Raw genomic sequence first — 18,455 nt, 5'->3', positions numbered from 1 at the left:
CTATGCCCTCCCTCTCCACGAAATGGACCTCAACCTTATGGCTACAACCCCGTAGGCTTCTGCGGCAGCAGGTTGCCAACAATACTCTTCAGATTGTTGTCCTGCTTGTATTTCTCCTTGCCATTGTCAAAGCTTGTAATCCGGATCTCTGAATAACTCTCACCCGGATTCAACGGCTTAAAAATCAACTTCTCGCGGTTATCCAGCCGGACATTAAACTCCATATCCTTGAACATATCTACCAGCTCGGCTTCACCGGGAACCTGATCTTCCTTCAGAAACAACAGGCCGCGCAGCGGTTTGGGCCCTTGCGGATGCTGCACTTCAAAATGTACGATACACTCCATGCTCTTCACCTCCCCAGGTTGATCTCAGCCATCATACGGAATTATTCCGCCTTCAGGTCTGCTTGTTCTTCCTCTTCCGGCTCCTGCTCATGCATCACATATTTGTTGTAAATCCGGCTGTATCTGTCACCGTAACGCTCCTCCAGCTCCGCGCCCATATCCTGCTCCAGCTCGAACAGTACCATCTCCTGCGTGAAATGATTCAGCAGCAGCTCGACCAGCACCGGATGCTCGGTCACAACCGCCTGTGCGGTACCATCATCATAACGCATGCCAAGCATGCACCAGCTGCGGTCAATCACGAAGGAGAATTTGCGTCCGCCGTTTCTGCGAGGTTTGCCGCCCAGCGGCGGCCATGCCGGATACGGCGCAGGTACATTGTTGCCGCCGTCAAAAGCCCACAGCAGCCGCACTCCGCGCAGCTCGGCCTGTTCCAGCTCGCTGCGAAGATGAGACGCCTCCTCGCGCCAGACATCGACCACAACCTCCTGCCCGGCCAGATTAAGCTGGCGGACCAGCTCACCCATCACGTTGCGGTCACCCTCCACGTTATAGAAGGAGGGACTTACCGGTCCTCCGCGCGGCATTTCATTCTCCATGTAAGCCAGAGAGGCCTGAACCCGGCCGGAGATCATGGTTGCCAACTCCTCCGGCTCCAGCACGCTGTAGCGCGCAGGCTCACCTTCCCCACATCTCACATAGCCCTGCTGTGTAAGTCGCTGAAGCGCAGCATATACATTGGACCTTGATACACCAAGCTGTTTCGCTACCTCGTAGCCAGAGGCCTGGCCTTTGGTTGCCAGCTCCACCATGATTTTGGACTCCATCTCCGTGAAGCCCAGATTGCGCAGATGCAGCAGCAGCTGTTCCATCCTGTTGTCCCCCTAGCTGACTGTTCTCTATGACTGACTAAATTTGCTCGGATCCGCAGCGCGGGCACCACATGGAGCCTTTGGGCAGATCGGCGCGGCAGATCTGGCATTTCACCATATCCCTCACCCCGTCCTGCTCATTGCCTGCCGCTTCTTCGTCATGCCCATGTTCACTGTTCTTCCAATCACGGATGCGGCGGTCCAGCTCCAGCTGTCTTTCCCGCTCCCGTTCCAGCTCATCGGCATGGCGGCGTTCCCGCTCGGCATCTGTTGGCTGGTTATCCACTGAGCCGTTATATTCTTCCGGCAGAAGCATATCCTCTTCATGCACGGCTTCGGTATATCCGCTCCGCTGTGACTGCGCGGACCGCATGGCCAGTTCTTTCTCAGCCTCGGTAAGCTCTTCAGCCCCATAATATTGGTCTTCATCCTCTTCCTCGATGGGCACATGCTGCACCTGCACGCTGGCAGCGGCAACCGGTGGCTGCTGAGAGCTTCTTCTGGCGGCCGAAGGCGCCTCCAGCTTACGTCCGCAATGCGGGCAGAAGTTGGCTTCCAGGGCAACGACGTGTCCACATGGACACAGGCGTTCATTCTTCAGCTCGGCAATCCGTGAACGCAGGTCGTCGATCTTCTCCTGAAGCTTGATGCAGTTGCGTGACAGCTCAATCATCTGGCCTTCAGCAACCGACATATCCCGCAGACGGTACCCTTCATAGAACAGCTTCCCCATTTTGGCAAATTCAATCTCCATCTCACGTTCGATATCGGTAATATGCCCGTTCAGCTTGCCGATCTCTACAGAGCTTTGTGCTTTCTCGGTAACCTTGCTGGCACCCTGTTTAATACGCTGGATTAAATTCATTGCAGTTCCTCCTTCTCAGGCTGTGCCTGAAACGTGACTCTATCATACCAAATGTCCCGAACAGATTCATTATTTGTCGTTCTGTGAACCGTTCTACTCACCCATACTTACGTGTCCGAGTACAGCTTTATGTGCGTTTATACGCAGCTTCCGCAGAAATGTTCCCTTAAATGTGTCTACCCACCATATACTTTCAGAGGACAACGAAGCCGTTTTTTCTTGCGTTTTTTTGCTTCCGGGACCTCCTATCGGTTAAAATAGAGAAGTCAAAAATAACGAAACCGGGAGAGTATCAGTGGAAGAAGAGGATAGTACAGATATGACGCTGAAGCAACTGCAAGTACATGTGAAGGATCTTAAACAGTGGCAGACGGATGAAGATTTCGTCCAGCAGATCAATGAATTCAAGGCGTTGCCGGCGCTTTATCGCCATGCTCTCAATGAGCTTGAGAATAAAATTGATGTGATCAAGACCGAATGGGCGATCCGCGACGGCTTCAGTCCGATCGAGCATGTGAAGTGCCGCATCAAGGAACCCAAGAGTATATTGCAAAAAATGCAGCGCAAGGGCCACAAGTTCAGCCTGGAAAATATGGAGCAGCATATTCACGATATCGCGGGCATGCGGATCGTTTGTGCTTTTGTGAAGGACATTTACCGCCTCGTCGACCATCTGTCCTCGCGTGAGGACATGCGTGTGCTGGAGATCAAGGATTACATCGCCCATCCCAAGCAGAACGGTTACCAGAGCCTGCATGTTATCGTAGCGGTGCCGCTGGTGCTGCTGGACGGAACACGCTGGGTGAAGGCCGAAATCCAGCTGCGGACCCTGGCTATGGATTTCTGGGCCAGCATGGAGCATATCCTGTATTATAAATTCGATAAACAGCTGCCCGCACATGTCGCCGCAGAGCTGAAGGATGCAGCCCGGGCTGCCGATGAGCTGGACCAGAAGATGCTGCGGCTGCGCCGCGAGATCCTGGAGCTCTCTGAAGGCGACACGGCCGGGAGCGGCGCATAATAAACAGATCAGGCACAGAAGGTCGCTATCCAATATTTGTTTAGCAGTAAGAAGAAGCGGCTTCCCCGTCCTATGCAAGAGGCGTTGCGTTATCCGTTTCTGCGATATGTTCTTATCTTTTCAAAAAGGCAGTCCCGCGATCAGCCAATGCTGTGCGGGACTGCCTTTATTGTTCCTCCGGCGCTGTCAGCGCTGCGGCTTGCCTTCTTTGCCCGCCCGCCTTGCGGCGGCTTGAGCCACCCGCTGCACGATCAGGGTCAAGCCCTGGCGGGCCTTCGGCGTGTTGGGCAACAGTTCCTCCCAGCCTTCGCTCACAGGAGCCACAACGGGTGAAGCGGGGAAGGGACGGGCCGCAATCTCATGAAACTGCGGCCCCGGCTGATGAAGCGAGCCTTCGGCAGCTGCCTCGGCCAGCCATTCCCCCGAGGAGACAGCCGGGCCTTTGCGTTCCAGCCGGGCCAGTTCGGCTGCGAGCACCCCGGTTCCCACAGTGGCAGGGTTTCCTCCCTCTGCTTCGGCCGCTTCATCCTCGGGCTCTGCCCACAGGGCAAATATACCCTCCAGCAGCTCCCCTTTGCCAAAACCTCTTAGCGAAAGAGCCAGCATCGGCTCCTCCGCCAATCTTGTTCTCACCAGCTTCGCAGTTTCTCCATCGTCCTTATGCCCCTTGTCCGCAGTCCCTTCACGAAGCTCTGCATCGGTAGGCAGCAGATCAAGTGCCGCAAGGCCTCCGGTCAGGCGGCCCTGAAGCAGAGCATAGACTTCCGCCGGGGATAAGGCCAGGCAGCGCACTACCTCCTGCTTGCGGCCGGCTTGCCACACCGGAACATTCAGCGAGAATAGGTTTGGCTGCTCTTTATCAAGCTGCTTTCCGGCTGCTTTCCCGGATGGCGGCAGCGGCAGCCAAGCCGCCCGGACCACACCGGGAGCAACCTCCAGCCGAAGCTCCGACCGTTCACTCATGGTTACATCGCTCCCTTAAATTCTGACTCCACTTCTATCCTTACATCCAATCCTGTCCCTGCAGCTCAATCAGTTCCTTCAGCTCATGGTTGGACATTTCCGTCAACCAGGTTTCACCGGAGCCGACTACCTGCTCCGAGAGGCTTTTTTTGCGCTCGATCAGCTCATCGATCCGTTCCTCAAGTGTTCCTTGGCAGATCAGCTTGTGCACCTGCACATTCTTATGCTGGCCAATCCGGAAGGCACGGTCGGTGGCCTGATTCTCGACGGCCGGATTCCACCAGCGGTCATAATGAATCACATGATTCGCCTTGGTCAGATTCAGCCCTACACCGCCTGCCTTCAGTGACAATACGAAGAACGGCGGACCTTCACCTTCCTGAAAAGCATGCACCATCTCATCGCGTTCCCGCTTGGGAATGCCGCCGTGTAGAAACAGCGGCACCGTGCCGTAGCGCCGGGACAGCCTGCTCACCAGCAGTTCTCCCATCGCGACATATTGCGTGAAGATCAGTGCCGACTCTCCAAGCTCGGCAATGCTGTCCAGCACTTCGTACATCATATCCATTTTGCCCGATTGCTCGCTGCGCAGCCCCCTGCCTTCTTCCTTGCGGAACAGCTGCGGATGATTGCAGATCTGCTTCAGCTTAGTCAACGAAGAGAGCACCAGCCCGCGGCGGGCCATTCCCGAACGCTCGCCGATCACGCCGAGCATTTCATCCACCACACCCTGATACAGCGCAGCCTGAGTTTCCGTCAGCGTACAGTAGGCCTTCAGCTCCAGCTTCTCCGGCAGGTCCTTGGAGATGTCCGGATCACTTTTGAGCCGCCGCAGCAGGAAGGGCGATACCAGACGATGCAGCTCACGCAGCCGCTCGCCCGCTTCCCCGGACACATACCTCTGGCGGAAAGAGTGATACGTACCGAGGTAACCCGGGTTGAGAAAATGAAAAATCGACCATAACTCGCCGAGCCGATTCTCCACCGGCGTGCCTGTCATGGCAATACGGTGCGGCGCTGACAGCTTCATCACGCTCTGCGCCTGCTTCGTGCGATGATTCTTGATGTACTGGGCTTCATCCAGCACTACGGTGGACCAGGACACCGCCGCCAGATCCTCGCTGTCCCGGCCTGCCAGATGATAGGTCGTCAGCACAATGTCATGGCTTCCGGCCAGCTCCAGGAAGCTGCTGCCGCGCACGCGGCGGCCGCCATGGTGGATATGCACCGCAAGCGAAGGCGCGAAGCGCTGCAGCTCCCGCTGCCAGTTGCCCAGCAAGGAGGTCGGGCACAGGATCAGCACAGGCTCCTGCTTCTCCTCTGCAGGAGCCGCCATGGCGCGGTCAAGCAGGCAGGTAATGACCTGCACCGTCTTGCCCAGACCCATGTCATCGGCCAGGCATACACCGAAGCCCAGGCCGCTGAGCACCGACAGCCATTGATAGCCCCGCTCCTGGTAAGGTCTGAGTGTGCCTTGCAGGCTTTCCGGCACAGGGCGTATTGGAAGATTGCGCAGCACATCCCCCTTCATCAGCGAAGCCATCAGACCGGAGGTCTCCATCCCTGTGACCGATATCCCTTTCCAGAGGCGCTCCTCGCCATCCTCTGCCTCCAGGCGCATCCATTCGGCGGCCGTCATCTCTCCGCTCTCATGCCGTTTCATATATCTCAGCACCTGGCGGATCTCCTTCGGATCCACCTCGATCCATTCTCCCCGGAAGCGGACTAACGGGACGCCCGCTTCAACCATCGCATTCAATTCCTCTTCCGTAGCTGAGCTGTCTCCGAGCGAGGCTTCCATCCGGAAGGAGATTAGTTCCTCCATCCCGAGCGCCACCGGAGCCGGGCCTTCCATGGTGCCCGCAAGCGTCTGCATCTTCATCTTCAGGCCAATCCGGCGCCGACCTTCCCGGCTCCAGCGTGACGGCATCTGCACCGTGAACCCGCTCGAGGTCAGCTGCTGCACCGTTTCCTTCAGGAAGTAGTAGAGCTGCTCAGGCGCTAGCTCCGCACCGGAGGGGGCCGGCTCCGCAAGAGCACGCCGAATATCCGCCGAGAGCGCCGCCGCCCTTCCCAAGGCCGTCAGCAACTGCTGCTGGATATTACGGTAGCGGATTCCCCATAGGGTGAACTCCCGCTCTCTGCTGTCCCATATTGCCTTCGCCGGCAGCCAGAAGCCGCCCTCTTCGCTGCCTTCCGCCCAGAAGGTCAACCGCCAGATCTCATCCTCTTCCGCAGGCGGCTCGAGACGAAGCCCAAGCGCCAGCTGCCCGCTGCGCTCCTCCTCCGGTTCGGACAGCGGCATTTCACTTCCGGCCGTTTTGTTTACCGTCTCCAGCAGTTCAATGACCTCGGCCGGGGTTCCCTGAACGGGAATATCCCGGCTACCCGTTAGCAGACTGTTCCACCATAGCTCAGCGAGCGGCGAATAGCCGCGCCGGTAGGCCGTTTTGTAAGGAGACAGCTCCCCTTCGATCCCGGCGGTCACCTTCTTAATCTCCGCGCTCATCACAGCCTGCAGGAAGGAATACAGCACATAGGCGCCCGCTTCTTCACGTGAAGACGAATCTCCCGCTTCCGCAATATGCGTACCCAGTGCAAGCACCGGCATCGAAGCCGCCAGCTGCAGGAAAATCTCCTGGTCCTCCGGTTTGCGGAAGACTGGCGACCAGCAGACCGCCGCCGCCTGTTCACCGCCGCGGCGGCGCGAACCTACCGGCCGCGGCGGCAAGGCTCCCGGCGCAACTGCGCCGGTGCCCATCAGCTCCAGCGCAAACCGCGCTGCCGCCGCCCAGTATCGCAGCTCGCCGCCCGGCTCTATCTCTTGGCTGCGGCAAGCCTTCTCATCCCACGCCAGCAGCAGCTCATAAGCATCTCCCGGCTGCAAGGCCAGCCCTTCGAGGGTACGCCCGGGCATCCCTCTGCGTGCCGTCTTTCCCTCTACTGGAGCAACGGGGTATTTCACTTCCGCCAATCGCAGCGCTGCCCCAGCGAAAGGGCGCATTCCTCCCGTCAGCTCCATCCGCTTGACCACACGGGTCCACGCGTCAACCTTAGGCTCCGAAGTTTCGCCTGAGAAGCAGAATAAAACGTCCCCTAACCATATTGCATACAGATGCTTAGTCATTGGTGATCTCCTGTCTATATAGCAAGTAAGAAGAAACGGCTTCGCCGTCCTCTGCAAGAGGCGGCATCCGTTTCTGCGAAAAATAGAAGGATAAAGTATCAAATGAAACTTATACTTTCTTATATTTTAAGAAGAAACGGAATGGCGCCCCTTTGAAGGAGGGTATCCGTTTTTGGTGAAAATTCTATTTGATACCCGCAAGGCCCGTCCCTATAGAACGTCTGCGGTTATTATTACAAGCTCAATCTTCATCTCTTCATCTTATACGAAAAACCGCGGATTTAAAAACGTTTCTGCGGATTTTCTGCAGTTTTTAACGTAAAAGGGAACGAAATGGAAATATTCCCTATCTCCTATGCTATAATTGAGATCATTTGGAAGGAGGTAAGTAGGATTAAACCACCTGTTCCATTCATCCAGAGCAAACGTTCTTTCGTCCTTGTCCTTGGTCTGCTGGCTCTGTTTATCGTATTATTCATCCGATATCCGGGTCCCGATCCATGGATCGACGTATGGATGCGTTCCATCGGCCTGCCGCTGTACTCCCGTCCGGAGACTGAGTCGGGCTTGCAATATTCCGGAATATTGGCTGCGGTATTATTGATCTTTTTATTCACCAATTTCACCCTGGCCTTTTCACGGCACCGGTTCATTCTCTTCTTCGTTATAATTATTCTGATTGCACAGACACCCGGATGGCTCACCACTGGCTATCAGCGCCTGTTCGCGTCTGGAGTGTACGCGCTGAAGCTTGATCCTCAGCAAGTCCGTTGTAGTTATGCCTACCTAAAAGATAACTATGAGGGCAACTGCAGTCTTCAGATGACGAACCATAGCAGCCAACCTGTAACGGTGGATGCTGTTCTGGAGCGGCCGTCCTATACTAGACACCCGCTGTCAACAAGGCCGATCACTCTGTCCGGGCTGGTTCTGCAGCCGCGCACGCTTAATTCGTTCAATGCCACTTTTACGCTGCCAGCAACCGGAGCCGAGGGTGACAATGGGAATATTAACGGCTTTGTCATAACCTTAAGCGACGGCAGCAACAGCCGCTCTTGGAAGTAGGCTCTACTCTCTGGAGATCGGATAAAGTCGACGATTTAGTTGCGAAAACGCATCTAATTAGCGGATTTTTTCCGTTTTAGAAGAAATAAGTGCCAAAAGGCATCTAATTTAGGCTTTTGAGTGTAAGATTCCTGTTTTACTCGAAATTAGTTGCACAATCGCACTTATTCCCCATTTGTTAACGTTCCAGCTGAAATTAGTTGCACTTTCGGTTACTACTCAGGACCCTGCGAGGATATAGAAGGTTTACTTGCGAAGGTTAGGGGATCGCACTACCGTAATCCAAACCCTCCCCACCCGAACTTCAGGTAACCCACGTGCTAACGGACCGTATAGCTCCAATTTCCGCATTCCTGCGATGGTTTGGAGTCTAGCGGACCGCATAGCCTCTATATTGGAAAAACAGGCCCTAACTAGTGGGTTTTTGCCTGAATAGAGGCTCCTGAGTCCGTTAGACCTACAAAACAGCCTTTTTTCAGCAAATAGAGGCTCCTGAGTCCGTTAATAGTCTGAAAGTTAAGCGCTGGTTACCGGCGACAGCCTTCCTTTGGTATGCTTAGCCCTTGTCGCGCGGTGTGGTAGACAGGCTCGGACGAGTAATACATGGAGAACAAGGGGGCTCTAAGTAATAACCACTTTCGCATCTATTTGCTCCGAACGCTCCAGTAAATACAAAAGGAAAAGGTGCCTCACCATTGAAGTAATCCATGGTGAGACAGCTTTTTTTACTTGTTTTATTTTACAAATAATACTATTCCTCCGCTTCAATCACCAGTTGCCCGCCCTCGGACACATCCTGCACCTGCACGATGATCGCCCCGTTCTTCCCGTTGCGGCCCCAGCCTTGCTGCCCCTCCTCCAGTTGCTCCATGCTGATCTCGGAGAGTCCGCTTATCCGCGCAGGCTGGAAGAATGGATAACACAAAGCAAAGCGCAGCCGCTCCCGTTCAGGCTCATATTCCCGGTAGGCATACGTCCAATTGATCTTAAGGCAGCCTGCCTCGCCCGCAGCTGTAACCACCAGCTCCGAGTAGCTGCCCTTCCGGTAGTTGAAGCTGTGGCCGTCATCCTCATACAGAGTGTACCCGGCTTCAAAGCCCTTCCGCGCCTCTGCACCGTAAAGATGGAAGGTCACCATCTCCTCAACCTCTTCCTGGGCATATTGCTTAAGCGGTCCTTCGGCCACGAAGGTGCCCGCCTTCACATACATCGGCATAATATGCAGCGGTGCAGCGTCCAGGATATGACGCCCGCCTTCCTGAACCGCCCCATCCCAGTAATCAATCCAGCAGCCTTCCGGCAAATAGATCGAGCGGTGATCTGTATCCGGCCGATAGACCGGAGCAACCAGCACATTCTCACCCAGCAGAAACTGGTCGCACAGATTAGTCAAATGCGGGTCGCGCGGATACTCCAGAATCAGCGGACGAATCACCGGTAGGCCACAGTCCTCCGCTTCATGGAACAGGTTGTACAGATGCGGCATCCAGCGGTACCGCAGTCCGATGAATTCACGCAGAATGTTCTCAACCTCCTCTCCGAAGGACCATGGCTCCTGGCGCATGGTGCCGATGGAGGAGTGGTTGCGGCAATAGGGGAAGAACACTCCCATCTGCGTCCAGCGGACCAGCAGCTGGGCCGAGGTATGGTGGGCGAAGCCGCCGATATCCGGTCCGGCAAAAGCAAGGCCGGACAAGCCCATATTCAGCGTCATCGGAATCGCCATCGCCATATGCTCCCAGAAGCTGCGATTGTCGCCTGTCCACACAGCCGCATACCGCTGGATACCGGCATATCCCGCCCGGGTCAGCACGAAAGGGCGCTCCCCTTGCAGATGCTCCGCCATTCCTTCATAGGTAGCCTTGGACATCATCATTCCGTACAGATTGTGATACTCCTCATGTGTGACCGGACGACCATTGTTAAAGTGCATCACATCCAGGTCCATCGTCTTGCTCTCATTGAATACCGCCGGCTCATTCATATCATTCCAGATTCCCTGAATGCCGAGGTCCGTATAATATTTGTGGAGATCGCCCCACCATTCAGAGGTCCGGCTGTCACTGAAATCAGGGAAGGCGCTGATTCCCGGCCACACTTCGCCGAAGAAAATATCCCCCTCCAGCCGGCTGCAGAAATGCTTGTCCAGCACACCTTCCTTGTACACCTTGAACTTGGGATCTTTTTTGACACCGGGATCTACAATCGGCACAATCCGCACACCCAGCTCTGCCAGCTCGGCAATCATCTTCTGCGGCTCAGGGAAGTTAACAGGATCAAAGGTAAACACCCGGTATTCATCCATATAGTGAATGTCCAGATAGATTACATCGCAGGGGATCTTCTTCTCTCGGAAGGTCCGTGCCAGCTGCAGCACCTCCTGCTGATTCATATAGCTATAACGCGATTGATGATAGCCTATGGACCATTTGGGTGGAAGGGCAATCCGTCCCGTCAATGCCGTATAACGTTTCACCACGTCCTTCATCTCCGGACCATTAATGAAATAGACATCGTATGCCCCCGTATCACAGCCAATGGTAAAAGCTACCCCATGCGAACGCATGTCGAAATCACTGCGCCCCGTATTATCGAGAAAAAGACCGTAGGAGAGGTCACCGTGCATATGGATCAGAAGCGGGATCGTAACATACAGCGCCTCAATTTCCGGCAGATGGGGAGCGAAGACATCGGTATTCCAGTTGGTATAATGCTCTCCGCGTTTGTCGAGGAAACTCGACTTCTCTCCCAGTCCATAGAAATGAGACTCCGACTGCATATCATACTCCGTATGGCTCGCTCCGCGCGGGCTCCAGCTGATCAGATTCTGCTGCATAATGACCTTGCCCGTCATATTCTCTACCTTGATCCCAAAGGAATGTTTGTCCAGAATCAGCCGGATGGTGCTCGTAGTGAAGATCAGCTGCTCCTCCGTCTCCTCCACCGGAAACAGGTGCGGCACACAGCTCTCCAGCATAATGGCAGCGGTGGTAGTCAGATCCGGAATCCGGTTCTGGAATACCTTCATGCGGAACATCTCGTCATTCAGAAACACGATCACAATGCCCCCGCGCTCTCCTCGGCAAATATAAATATTGTCCGCACGTTCCCAGGTAACCAGACTGCCCGGGGTGTTCCAGGTCTCCTTCATTACAATCGGTCCCATCTTCTCGGGACGTATGGCCTCACTGCTCTCCATCTATCCTTGCCCCCTTCGGCTTGTTAGCATTCGTTAATAATACATATTACCCCGCAGCACGCTTCTGCTATCCAGCAAGCTTATGACCCGCAAGTCATTTTTTTGGCAAATAGCGTCTTATCTCCAGAGAATGAGGGTATATTCTATTTAGGCAAACACATAACTTAACCAAGTTACTATAAATCTGGGGAGTGAATTCGATGAGTCGCAATAATCCTTATAAGTGGTGGAATCTTCTGTTCTATCTGGCTATGATCGCTGTCAACGCACTTTCTGTTCTGCTGCCGCTCGGCGGGAACAGCACCGCGGAGATATCAGACAGGTATAAGACCTATCTGACGCCTGCCGGTTATGCTTTCTCCATCTGGTCACTGATCTATGTGCTTCTGGCCGGGTTTGTGATCTATCAATTCCGTTCAGATACAAGCCCACGGGGTTCTGTACAGTCGATTGGCTTCTGGTTTATCCTTAGCTGCGCATTTAATATGAGCTGGCTGTTCCTCTGGCATTACCTGTACATTGAGCTATCCTTTGTGGCCATGCTGCTGATGCTGGTCACTCTGATTGTCATCTACCTAATCACGCGCCGGATCCCGGACCCTACGACAGGTGAGAAATGGCTGATCAAGCTGCCCTTCAGCATCTATCTGGGCTGGATCTCAGTAGCTACTATTGTTAATTTCAGTGTAATCCTCAAAAAGAACGAGTGGGACGGCTTCGGCCTCAGTGACACCACCTGGGCCGTAATTATGCTCTGTGTCGGCGCCCTGCTTGCCATTCGGGTCAGCTATCCCTTCCGGGACAGCATCTATCCGCTGGTGTTTGTCTGGGCTTTCATTGCGCTTGCCCTTGAACACAAGGACGCGGGCAATGTATACCTCACGGGTCTTATCACGGCCGGACTGCTGCTGCTCTACAGCATCTGGCTGTTCCTGAGCCCGCGCCGCCGCCGCGCCTACTGAACTGCGGGGTGATTCTTTATCAACGGAGAAGAAACAAGAATAAGACAAGCCGCATAAATATCGGCTTGTCTCTTTGCTACATATTCGTTACTAACCTAGTCCCAGCAAGGATTTGGAATGTTACACTGGAACGTTCGGAGCAAATAGATGCAAACTGGTTACTACTTAGGTTCCAGCCAGGATTTAGAGTGTTGCCCTGGAACCTTAGGAGTAATTAGATGCGAAACTGCAACTAAATTCAGTAGAAACGTCCATTAGCAGGCGAATAAGTGCAAATCTGCAACTAATTTCGAGTAAATCACTCCTGAAACGCCCAAAGGTCCAAAATAGATGCGTATTCGCACTTATTTCCTCCAAAACGGAAAAAAACTGCTAAATAGATGCATTTTCGCAACTAATTGTTCGGCTCCCTAATGATGGAACTGAGTCTGTATAGTTCCTATTATAAGAGTCCTAAGTATTAACGTATAATCAAGCTATTTCTTGCGCGCTACAGCCTCAATCTCCACCAATCCGTCTTTAGGCAGACGGGCAACCTCAACGGCACTGCGGGCCGGATAAGGCTCAGTGAAGAAGCTGCTGTAAATTTCGTTCACAGCGGCGAAATCGTTCATATCCTTAAGATATACCGTAGTTTTCACCACATGATCCAAGGAAGCGCCTGCCTCCTCCAGAATCGCCTGAACATTCTGGAGTGCCCGGCGTGCCTGCTCCTGCACACCCTCCGCTAATGTTCCGTTCTCCGGATCAAGCCCCAGCTGGCCGGAGGTATATACCCAGTTACCTGCTGAAATGGCCTGGCTGTAGGGACCGATAGCCCCCGGTGCCTGTTTTGTTGCTACTTGCTTCTTCGTCATGATCTTGCTCCTCTCCACCTGTAGCGCTTTTACTGCTTATTGTACATCCTGCTCTTCGGCCTTTGCAACTATATAAAAGGATTCAGCCTTTGCCGATCACATGGATGACATCGTTGCTGTAAACATGAACGCCGCGTGTATTCGCCAGCGAGATGTTAACCATCGCCCTGGCAACCACTTTATCCGAAACAGCCCGGTACCGGGCTAGCTTGCCCACCAGCATGAAATCCAGCGCTTTCATTACCACGGTGCTGATCCGCTCAGCAAGCCTGAACTCCTCCCGCTGGCCCAGCAGCAGCGAAGGCCTGAACAGATGCAGGCCTTGAAAATCAGCGGCAATCAATCCCTCCTCAGCCCGTCCTTTGGTGCGAATATAGAAGTTGCGCGATTTCGCGCTTGCTCCCATGGCCGTGACGGCCAGAAATTGGCTTACGCCGGATCGAACCGCAATAGCGGCGGCTGCAAGCGGATAATCCAGATCCACCCGCTCGAACTGCTGCTGGGACCCCGCTTGCTTAATCGTTGTGCCCAGACAGCAGAAGACCGAATATACTCCGGTGAATTGATCCTCAGCCTGCTCCAGCTTCTCCCAATCGATAATCGTCTGTTTCAGTTTGGGATGCTCCAGGGTTAGCGGCTTTCGCACCAGCACCCGTACCTCCTCCCATTCCTTGCGCCGGAGCAATTCTTCCGTAAGAGCACGGCCTACCAGTCCGGTCGCTCCCAGCACTAATGCTACCTTAGGCATTCAATGGCCCCCTTTGCTTTCTATTGATCCTTCAGGATACGTCTGCCGAGCAGGAAGGCCAGCAGGATCATGAGTGTACCGACGAGCAACTGCATGCCGTACACCTGAACCCATTGCGGCCAGTGCTCAATTCTTTCGTAGATCTGCCCTCCGATCAGAGGGCCAAAAAACGAAGCCAGACCTGTAAGCGCGGCATACATAGCCATATACATCGGGCGTTCCTTCTTAGGGGTGTCGCCAATAATGAAATTGAAGGCAAGCTGGTTAAAGCCCCCCACACCTACACCGAACACGATATGAGCCGCGAACAGCACCAGCAGCAGCGGCAGCACCGATATGAGCCCCCATAGCAGCGAAGAAGCCGCAATAATCGGCAGCGTGTAGAAAAGCAGTCTTTTATTGCTGTATTTCGCATTCAGATTGCCCCAGACGTAGAAGCTGGCCATCATAAAAATCGTCTGGGAAACATTCAGCAGCGATAACGTTTCATAATTAATATCGAGCAGCTGCAGCATTACATACGAATACAGGGGAACCGTCAGATTCTGCAGCAGCAGCCAGCCGGACAGAAATAGCGTCGATTTCATAAACAAGGTGTCATGGAGCGGCTTCTTGAACATCGGCAGGAATTTGCGCTCCTCCGACTTCTCGAAATGAACATCCGGGTAGAAGAAGAAGACAAGCACATTGCAGGCGGAGAATATCCAGACCACAATATAAAGGATCAGGAAGCCGTCTCCACCCGGATAACGGTCCAGAACCACCCCTCCTCCGTACATCACCAGACTGCCCAGTGCGTTCAGAAAAGTATTGCGGATGCCGAAATACCGTCCCCTGACCCGCGGCGGAACCAGGTCGCTGATTACAGAGTTCCATAATACCCCGCCTGCGGTATTGGCAATAAATGCAGCCGTATACAATCCGATAAAGGCTATAACCCACTGCTCCTTGGGGAACAGAAAGGGGACAAGCCCTGTGGAAGCCCACAGAATCCGGTGCAGGCCGATAAAAGTAACCATCGCCCACTTGCGGCTTGGCAGCTTCTGAATCAGAAAGGCTACACCGATCTGTCCCACGTTGACCAGGGTAGTAAGCGCTAGCACAAAGCCGATTTGGCTTGAGGTTGCGCCCAGATACAGCAGAAAGCCTGTAAGAAACTGCCCCTGGAGCAGCACCTGGAAGATCGTTGAAGGTATCCCCTCCAGTGTAGCAATCTGTAAATTTTTGCGGTGTAATGAGGTTCTACGGATACGCTTGGGACGAAGAGCCGGCGGCCGGTTTCTCATGATGTTCATCGGGCAAAAACACTCCTTAGATGCGGCATTGGCTCTATTCTACTCGGCATCAACCTGCTGTCAATACGGTAAAATCACAAATAATGTTGGAGCTGCCCGCCTGCTATGCAGCTGCGCTGCTAAACAGGCAAATAAAGGGAGAACACACTGCCGTGGCCTACTTTGCTCTGAACCGTAATATACCCGCCGAGCAGTCTGGATAGGTCATTGCTGATCGACAGTCCCAGCCCGGTTCCTCCATAATTACGGCTGATGGTGGGATCAGCCTGACGGAAGGCTTCAAAGATCACCGCATGCCTCTCCGGCGGGATGCCCATGCCGCTGTCCTTCACCTCAAAAACCAGCCAGTCCTGCCTGATTCGGTCCGAGCGCTGCTGTTCCAGACGGACATTCAGAGAAACCCGCCCTTCCTTAGTGAATTTAAACGCATTGGAGAGCAGATTGCGCAGAATCTGCTGAACCCGCTGCGGATCAGAATGGAGCGTGGGCGGTAGCGATTCACCAAGGGAAGTGGTAAATTCAAGCCCTTTTTGCCTCGCTGTCACCGCGAACTGCATAGCAAGAAGCAGCGGAATCTCGCTGACATTAAGCTCTTCCTTGATAATGTCCAGCTGGCCCGCCTCCACCTTGGACAAGTCGAGAATATCGTTAATCAGCGTCAGCAGGTCTTCGCCCGAGCGGTGGATAATCGCTCCGAATTCACGCACCTCCGGCTGGCTGAGGGAATCTTCATTCTCTTCTATTAATTGCGAAAGATTAATAATGCTGTTCAGCGGAGTTCTAAGCTCATGCGACATCGTCGCCAGGAATTCCGACTTGAACTGGGAGGCGATCATCAACTGCTCCGCACGTTCTTCCAGCACGATCTTATTCTTCTTCAGCTCCTCAGTCTGGGTCGACAGCAAGGCATTGGCCCTTTTGATTTGTTCATTGCGCAGCAGTTCCTGCTGGAAGTCAAGGATAATCAGAGCGAAGACCACGCTCAGCAGCAGCCCGGCGGGCAGTGTAACCGGCATAATCTCCAGCAGATATTCCCTGTAAGGAATTACACCAAACACAGCAATATTAATGGCATTTATCAGGTTTACCAGCAGAATAACTACCCCACCCTTGAAGCGTACAGATGCGGCTGAGCGCCGTACCCAGAAGCTGAGCGCCGCGCAGCAGATACCCAGTAAAGATAAATTGATGACGCCCGCCCAAGCAGCTTCAGTGATTCCGAAGGTTAACCGCAGCAGCCCTGTCGCCACACCAATTAAGACAAGCACCAGCGGCTGCGGATAAGCCAGCGTTGCGATAATAAGCGGCACAAACCGCAGGTCAAAGATTACATGCTCACCCAGCCGGTAACCAAAAAAAGAACTGATCCATCCGGCGAAAATCGCCAGCACGATCCAACTCAGCCTTTTCAGGTAATCGGGTGCATGTGTAATCGTATGTTTATAGATAAGATTAGCCAGATAAGCCACTGTGATCAGCAACGCCGTATTTACAAAAAACATCTTGAGATAATCCATAGCTTCACTCCCGCAGCAATCCCTAATATAAAAAGGCTTAATTTCTTCTATATTATCATAGAGCACCGGCAAAAAAAGCATCCGTCGGTGCGGTTTATCACTTTTTGAGACAGCGAAGATTTAATATGATAAGAAGTAGAATACAGTCGTATCTTGTCACATAATAGCTATAAATGAGCAAATTCGCTTCCAGTAAACTGTAAAATCAAAAAGAATAGAGACAAAGTGCTCTCCTTGTGTTAAAAAGTAGTCACCACAACACACTTTTTAGCCGAAGGAGAACTCACAATGTCCCATACCGCCATCGTACCTGATCATCAAATGCTTCGCAACTATTTATTGCAGCACCGGTTGCCTTTATATTTCTCTAAACCCGTGATGAATCATATCCTATCTTACATGGCAGCAGCAACGTCCAAAGGATTTCGGGGTAAGGTCGTAGATCTAGCCGATTATAGCCCGTGTCACCGCACTGCTCTCGGGCACTTTTTGACTCACGGGCACTGGGACGAAAGGATTCTTCAACATAAAGTGAAGCAAGAATCTATTCGTCATGTACTCCGCGAGTCCACACAAACGGCGGAGCCTCTATTTGTGATTCATGATGATTCGATTTGCAAGAAGACCAAGCCTTCGTCACAGGCCAAGTCTCCCATCGAACAGACTGGATATCATCATTCGCATCTCGAAGGTAAAACCGTCTGGGGCCATCAGGTTCAGGCCACTATCGTACAATGTGGTGCAGCGGCATTGATTCATTCTATAGATCTATACGACAGAAAAAAAGTTCATCCGGATGGCTCCGTCTATACTAAAATCGATCATGTGTGTGACATGGCTGCGACGATGCCTTTGCCTCCATATGGGGGATATGCGCTTGTCGATTCCTGGTTTACTTGCTCCCGGATCATTGACAGCTACGCGACTGCAGGATACCACCTGATTGGCGCTTTAAAAACCAATCGTATTCTCTATCCGCAAGGCATCCGGATCTCGGTTCAGCATTTTGCCGCGCATGTGTCCAAAAAAGACGTTCACCTCGTGACCGTGAATGGTTCTTCGTACTGGACGTACCGATATGAGGGAGCCTTAAACGACATCCCGAATGCAGTCGTACTTCTCTGTTGGCCTGAGCAAGCCTTTGGTCAGCCGAAAGCTTTACGCGCCTTTTTGTGCACGAATGTGTCTTTAGAGACAGAGACGATTTGTACGTATTACAGCAAAAGATGGCCGATTGAAATCTTCTTTAGACAATCCAAAGGTAATTTAGGATTCGAGACGTATCAAGTTCGCTCGGCCACTGCGTTTATTCGTCTATGGGCACTACTCGCCTGGACACATTTGTTCTGTACCGTGGGGCTTGAACAGCCTTGTTCCTTTGGCGATGGGCTACGCACCGTTCGCAAGCAAGTCAAACAAGATATCGCCCAGTTTATCTATGACTGCGGCCGAAAGAACATTCCTTTTCAAGTGATTCAAAAACGATTAAAATTAGCATGATCTTTGATTTGGAATTTTTTGTATCCGTTTTTGCTCATTTATAGATAATAGTCTATTAAACTAGGTATCTATATATTTAAAAATTTGATATAATTCAACTGAGAAATAACTTTTGGT

Annotated in this window: 14 protein-coding genes; 4 read left to right on the top strand and 10 right to left on the bottom strand. The window is 53.0% G+C overall.

Going from position 1 to position 18,455, the window contains the following annotated elements; translation table 11 throughout:
• Positions 1 to 41 precede the first annotated feature (41 nt).
• The 3 genes from B9T62_RS34775 to B9T62_RS34765 are packed head-to-tail and all read right to left on the bottom strand — an operon-like array spanning position 42 to position 2,084.
• Positions 42 to 347, bottom strand: coding sequence for a hypothetical protein (locus tag B9T62_RS34775; protein ID WP_087919430.1), 306 nt, complete (start codon positions 345 to 347; stop codon positions 42 to 44).
• Between the two features lie 41 nt (positions 348 to 388).
• Complete coding sequence (locus B9T62_RS34770; RefSeq protein ID WP_087919429.1) at positions 389 to 1,219, bottom strand: TrmB family transcriptional regulator; 831 nt, start codon at positions 1,217 to 1,219, stop codon at positions 389 to 391.
• Between the two features lie 37 nt (positions 1,220 to 1,256).
• Positions 1,257 to 2,084: a zinc ribbon domain-containing protein gene (locus tag B9T62_RS34765; RefSeq protein ID WP_087919428.1), complete on the bottom strand. Its 828-nt coding sequence runs from the start codon at positions 2,082 to 2,084 to the stop codon at positions 1,257 to 1,259.
• A gap of 295 nt (positions 2,085 to 2,379) precedes the next feature.
• Between B9T62_RS34765 and B9T62_RS34760 the strand changes: the two genes are divergently transcribed.
• Positions 2,380 to 3,105: a GTP pyrophosphokinase gene (locus B9T62_RS34760; protein WP_245864211.1), complete on the top strand. Its 726-nt coding sequence runs from the start codon at positions 2,380 to 2,382 to the stop codon at positions 3,103 to 3,105.
• Positions 3,106 to 3,291: 186 nt separating this feature from the next.
• On the opposite strand, the gene B9T62_RS34755 is transcribed toward B9T62_RS34760, so the two are convergent.
• A complete protein-coding gene (locus tag B9T62_RS34755; protein WP_087919426.1) occupies positions 3,292 to 4,068 on the bottom strand; it encodes a hypothetical protein in 777 nt (258 codons plus the stop codon).
• Between the two features lie 40 nt (positions 4,069 to 4,108).
• On the bottom strand, positions 4,109 to 7,195 hold the full coding sequence (locus B9T62_RS34750; protein ID WP_087919425.1) for a DEAD/DEAH box helicase: 3,087 nt from the start codon (positions 7,193 to 7,195) through the stop codon (positions 4,109 to 4,111).
• A 333-nt stretch (positions 7,196 to 7,528) separates the two neighbouring features.
• On the opposite strand from B9T62_RS34750, the gene B9T62_RS34745 reads away from it, so the two are divergent.
• On the top strand, positions 7,529 to 8,260 hold the full coding sequence (locus B9T62_RS34745; RefSeq protein ID WP_087919424.1) for a hypothetical protein: 732 nt from the start codon (positions 7,529 to 7,531) through the stop codon (positions 8,258 to 8,260).
• 751 nt (positions 8,261 to 9,011) lie between these two features.
• Here the strand turns inward: B9T62_RS34745 and B9T62_RS34740 are convergent.
• Positions 9,012 to 11,459: a glycoside hydrolase family 31 protein gene (locus B9T62_RS34740; RefSeq protein WP_087919423.1), complete on the bottom strand. Its 2,448-nt coding sequence runs from the start codon at positions 11,457 to 11,459 to the stop codon at positions 9,012 to 9,014.
• A 200-nt stretch (positions 11,460 to 11,659) separates the two neighbouring features.
• Here B9T62_RS34740 and B9T62_RS34735 point away from each other — a divergent pair, with 200 nt between their 5' ends.
• Entirely contained in the window at positions 11,660 to 12,421 is a 762-nt protein-coding gene (locus B9T62_RS34735; RefSeq protein ID WP_087919422.1) for a TspO/MBR family protein, read from the top strand.
• Between the two features lie 476 nt (positions 12,422 to 12,897).
• On the opposite strand, the gene B9T62_RS34730 is transcribed toward B9T62_RS34735, so the two are convergent.
• From B9T62_RS34730 to B9T62_RS34715, 4 genes are all read right to left on the bottom strand, one after another.
• Positions 12,898 to 13,278: a RidA family protein gene (locus B9T62_RS34730; RefSeq protein ID WP_087919421.1), complete on the bottom strand. Its 381-nt coding sequence runs from the start codon at positions 13,276 to 13,278 to the stop codon at positions 12,898 to 12,900.
• Positions 13,279 to 13,360: 82 nt separating this feature from the next.
• Positions 13,361 to 14,026 carry an NAD(P)H-binding protein gene (locus B9T62_RS34725; protein ID WP_087919420.1) on the bottom strand — a complete coding sequence of 222 codons (666 nt, stop codon included), beginning with the start codon at positions 14,024 to 14,026 and terminating at the stop codon, positions 13,361 to 13,363.
• A 20-nt stretch (positions 14,027 to 14,046) separates the two neighbouring features.
• On the bottom strand, positions 14,047 to 15,321 hold the full coding sequence (locus tag B9T62_RS34720) for an MFS transporter (protein WP_087919419.1): 1,275 nt from the start codon (positions 15,319 to 15,321) through the stop codon (positions 14,047 to 14,049).
• 119 nt (positions 15,322 to 15,440) lie between these two features.
• The gene (locus B9T62_RS34715) at positions 15,441 to 16,838 is read right to left on the bottom strand and encodes an ATP-binding protein (RefSeq protein ID WP_087919418.1); all 1,398 of its coding nucleotides are present in this window, start codon (positions 16,836 to 16,838) and stop codon (positions 15,441 to 15,443) included.
• Between the two features lie 288 nt (positions 16,839 to 17,126).
• Here B9T62_RS34715 and B9T62_RS34710 point away from each other — a divergent pair, with 288 nt between their 5' ends.
• Positions 17,127 to 18,338, top strand: coding sequence for an IS701 family transposase (locus B9T62_RS34710; protein ID WP_087913645.1), 1,212 nt, complete (start codon positions 17,127 to 17,129; stop codon positions 18,336 to 18,338).
• Positions 18,339 to 18,455: the final 117 nt, after the last annotated feature.

The sequence above is a fragment of the Paenibacillus donghaensis genome, from assembly GCF_002192415.1.
Taxonomy (GTDB): Bacteria; Bacillota; Bacilli; order Paenibacillales; family Paenibacillaceae; genus Paenibacillus_AQ; species Paenibacillus_AQ donghaensis.
Note: the sequence above shows the minus strand (reverse complement) of the source record. Positions and strands in the feature narration are given on the sequence as shown.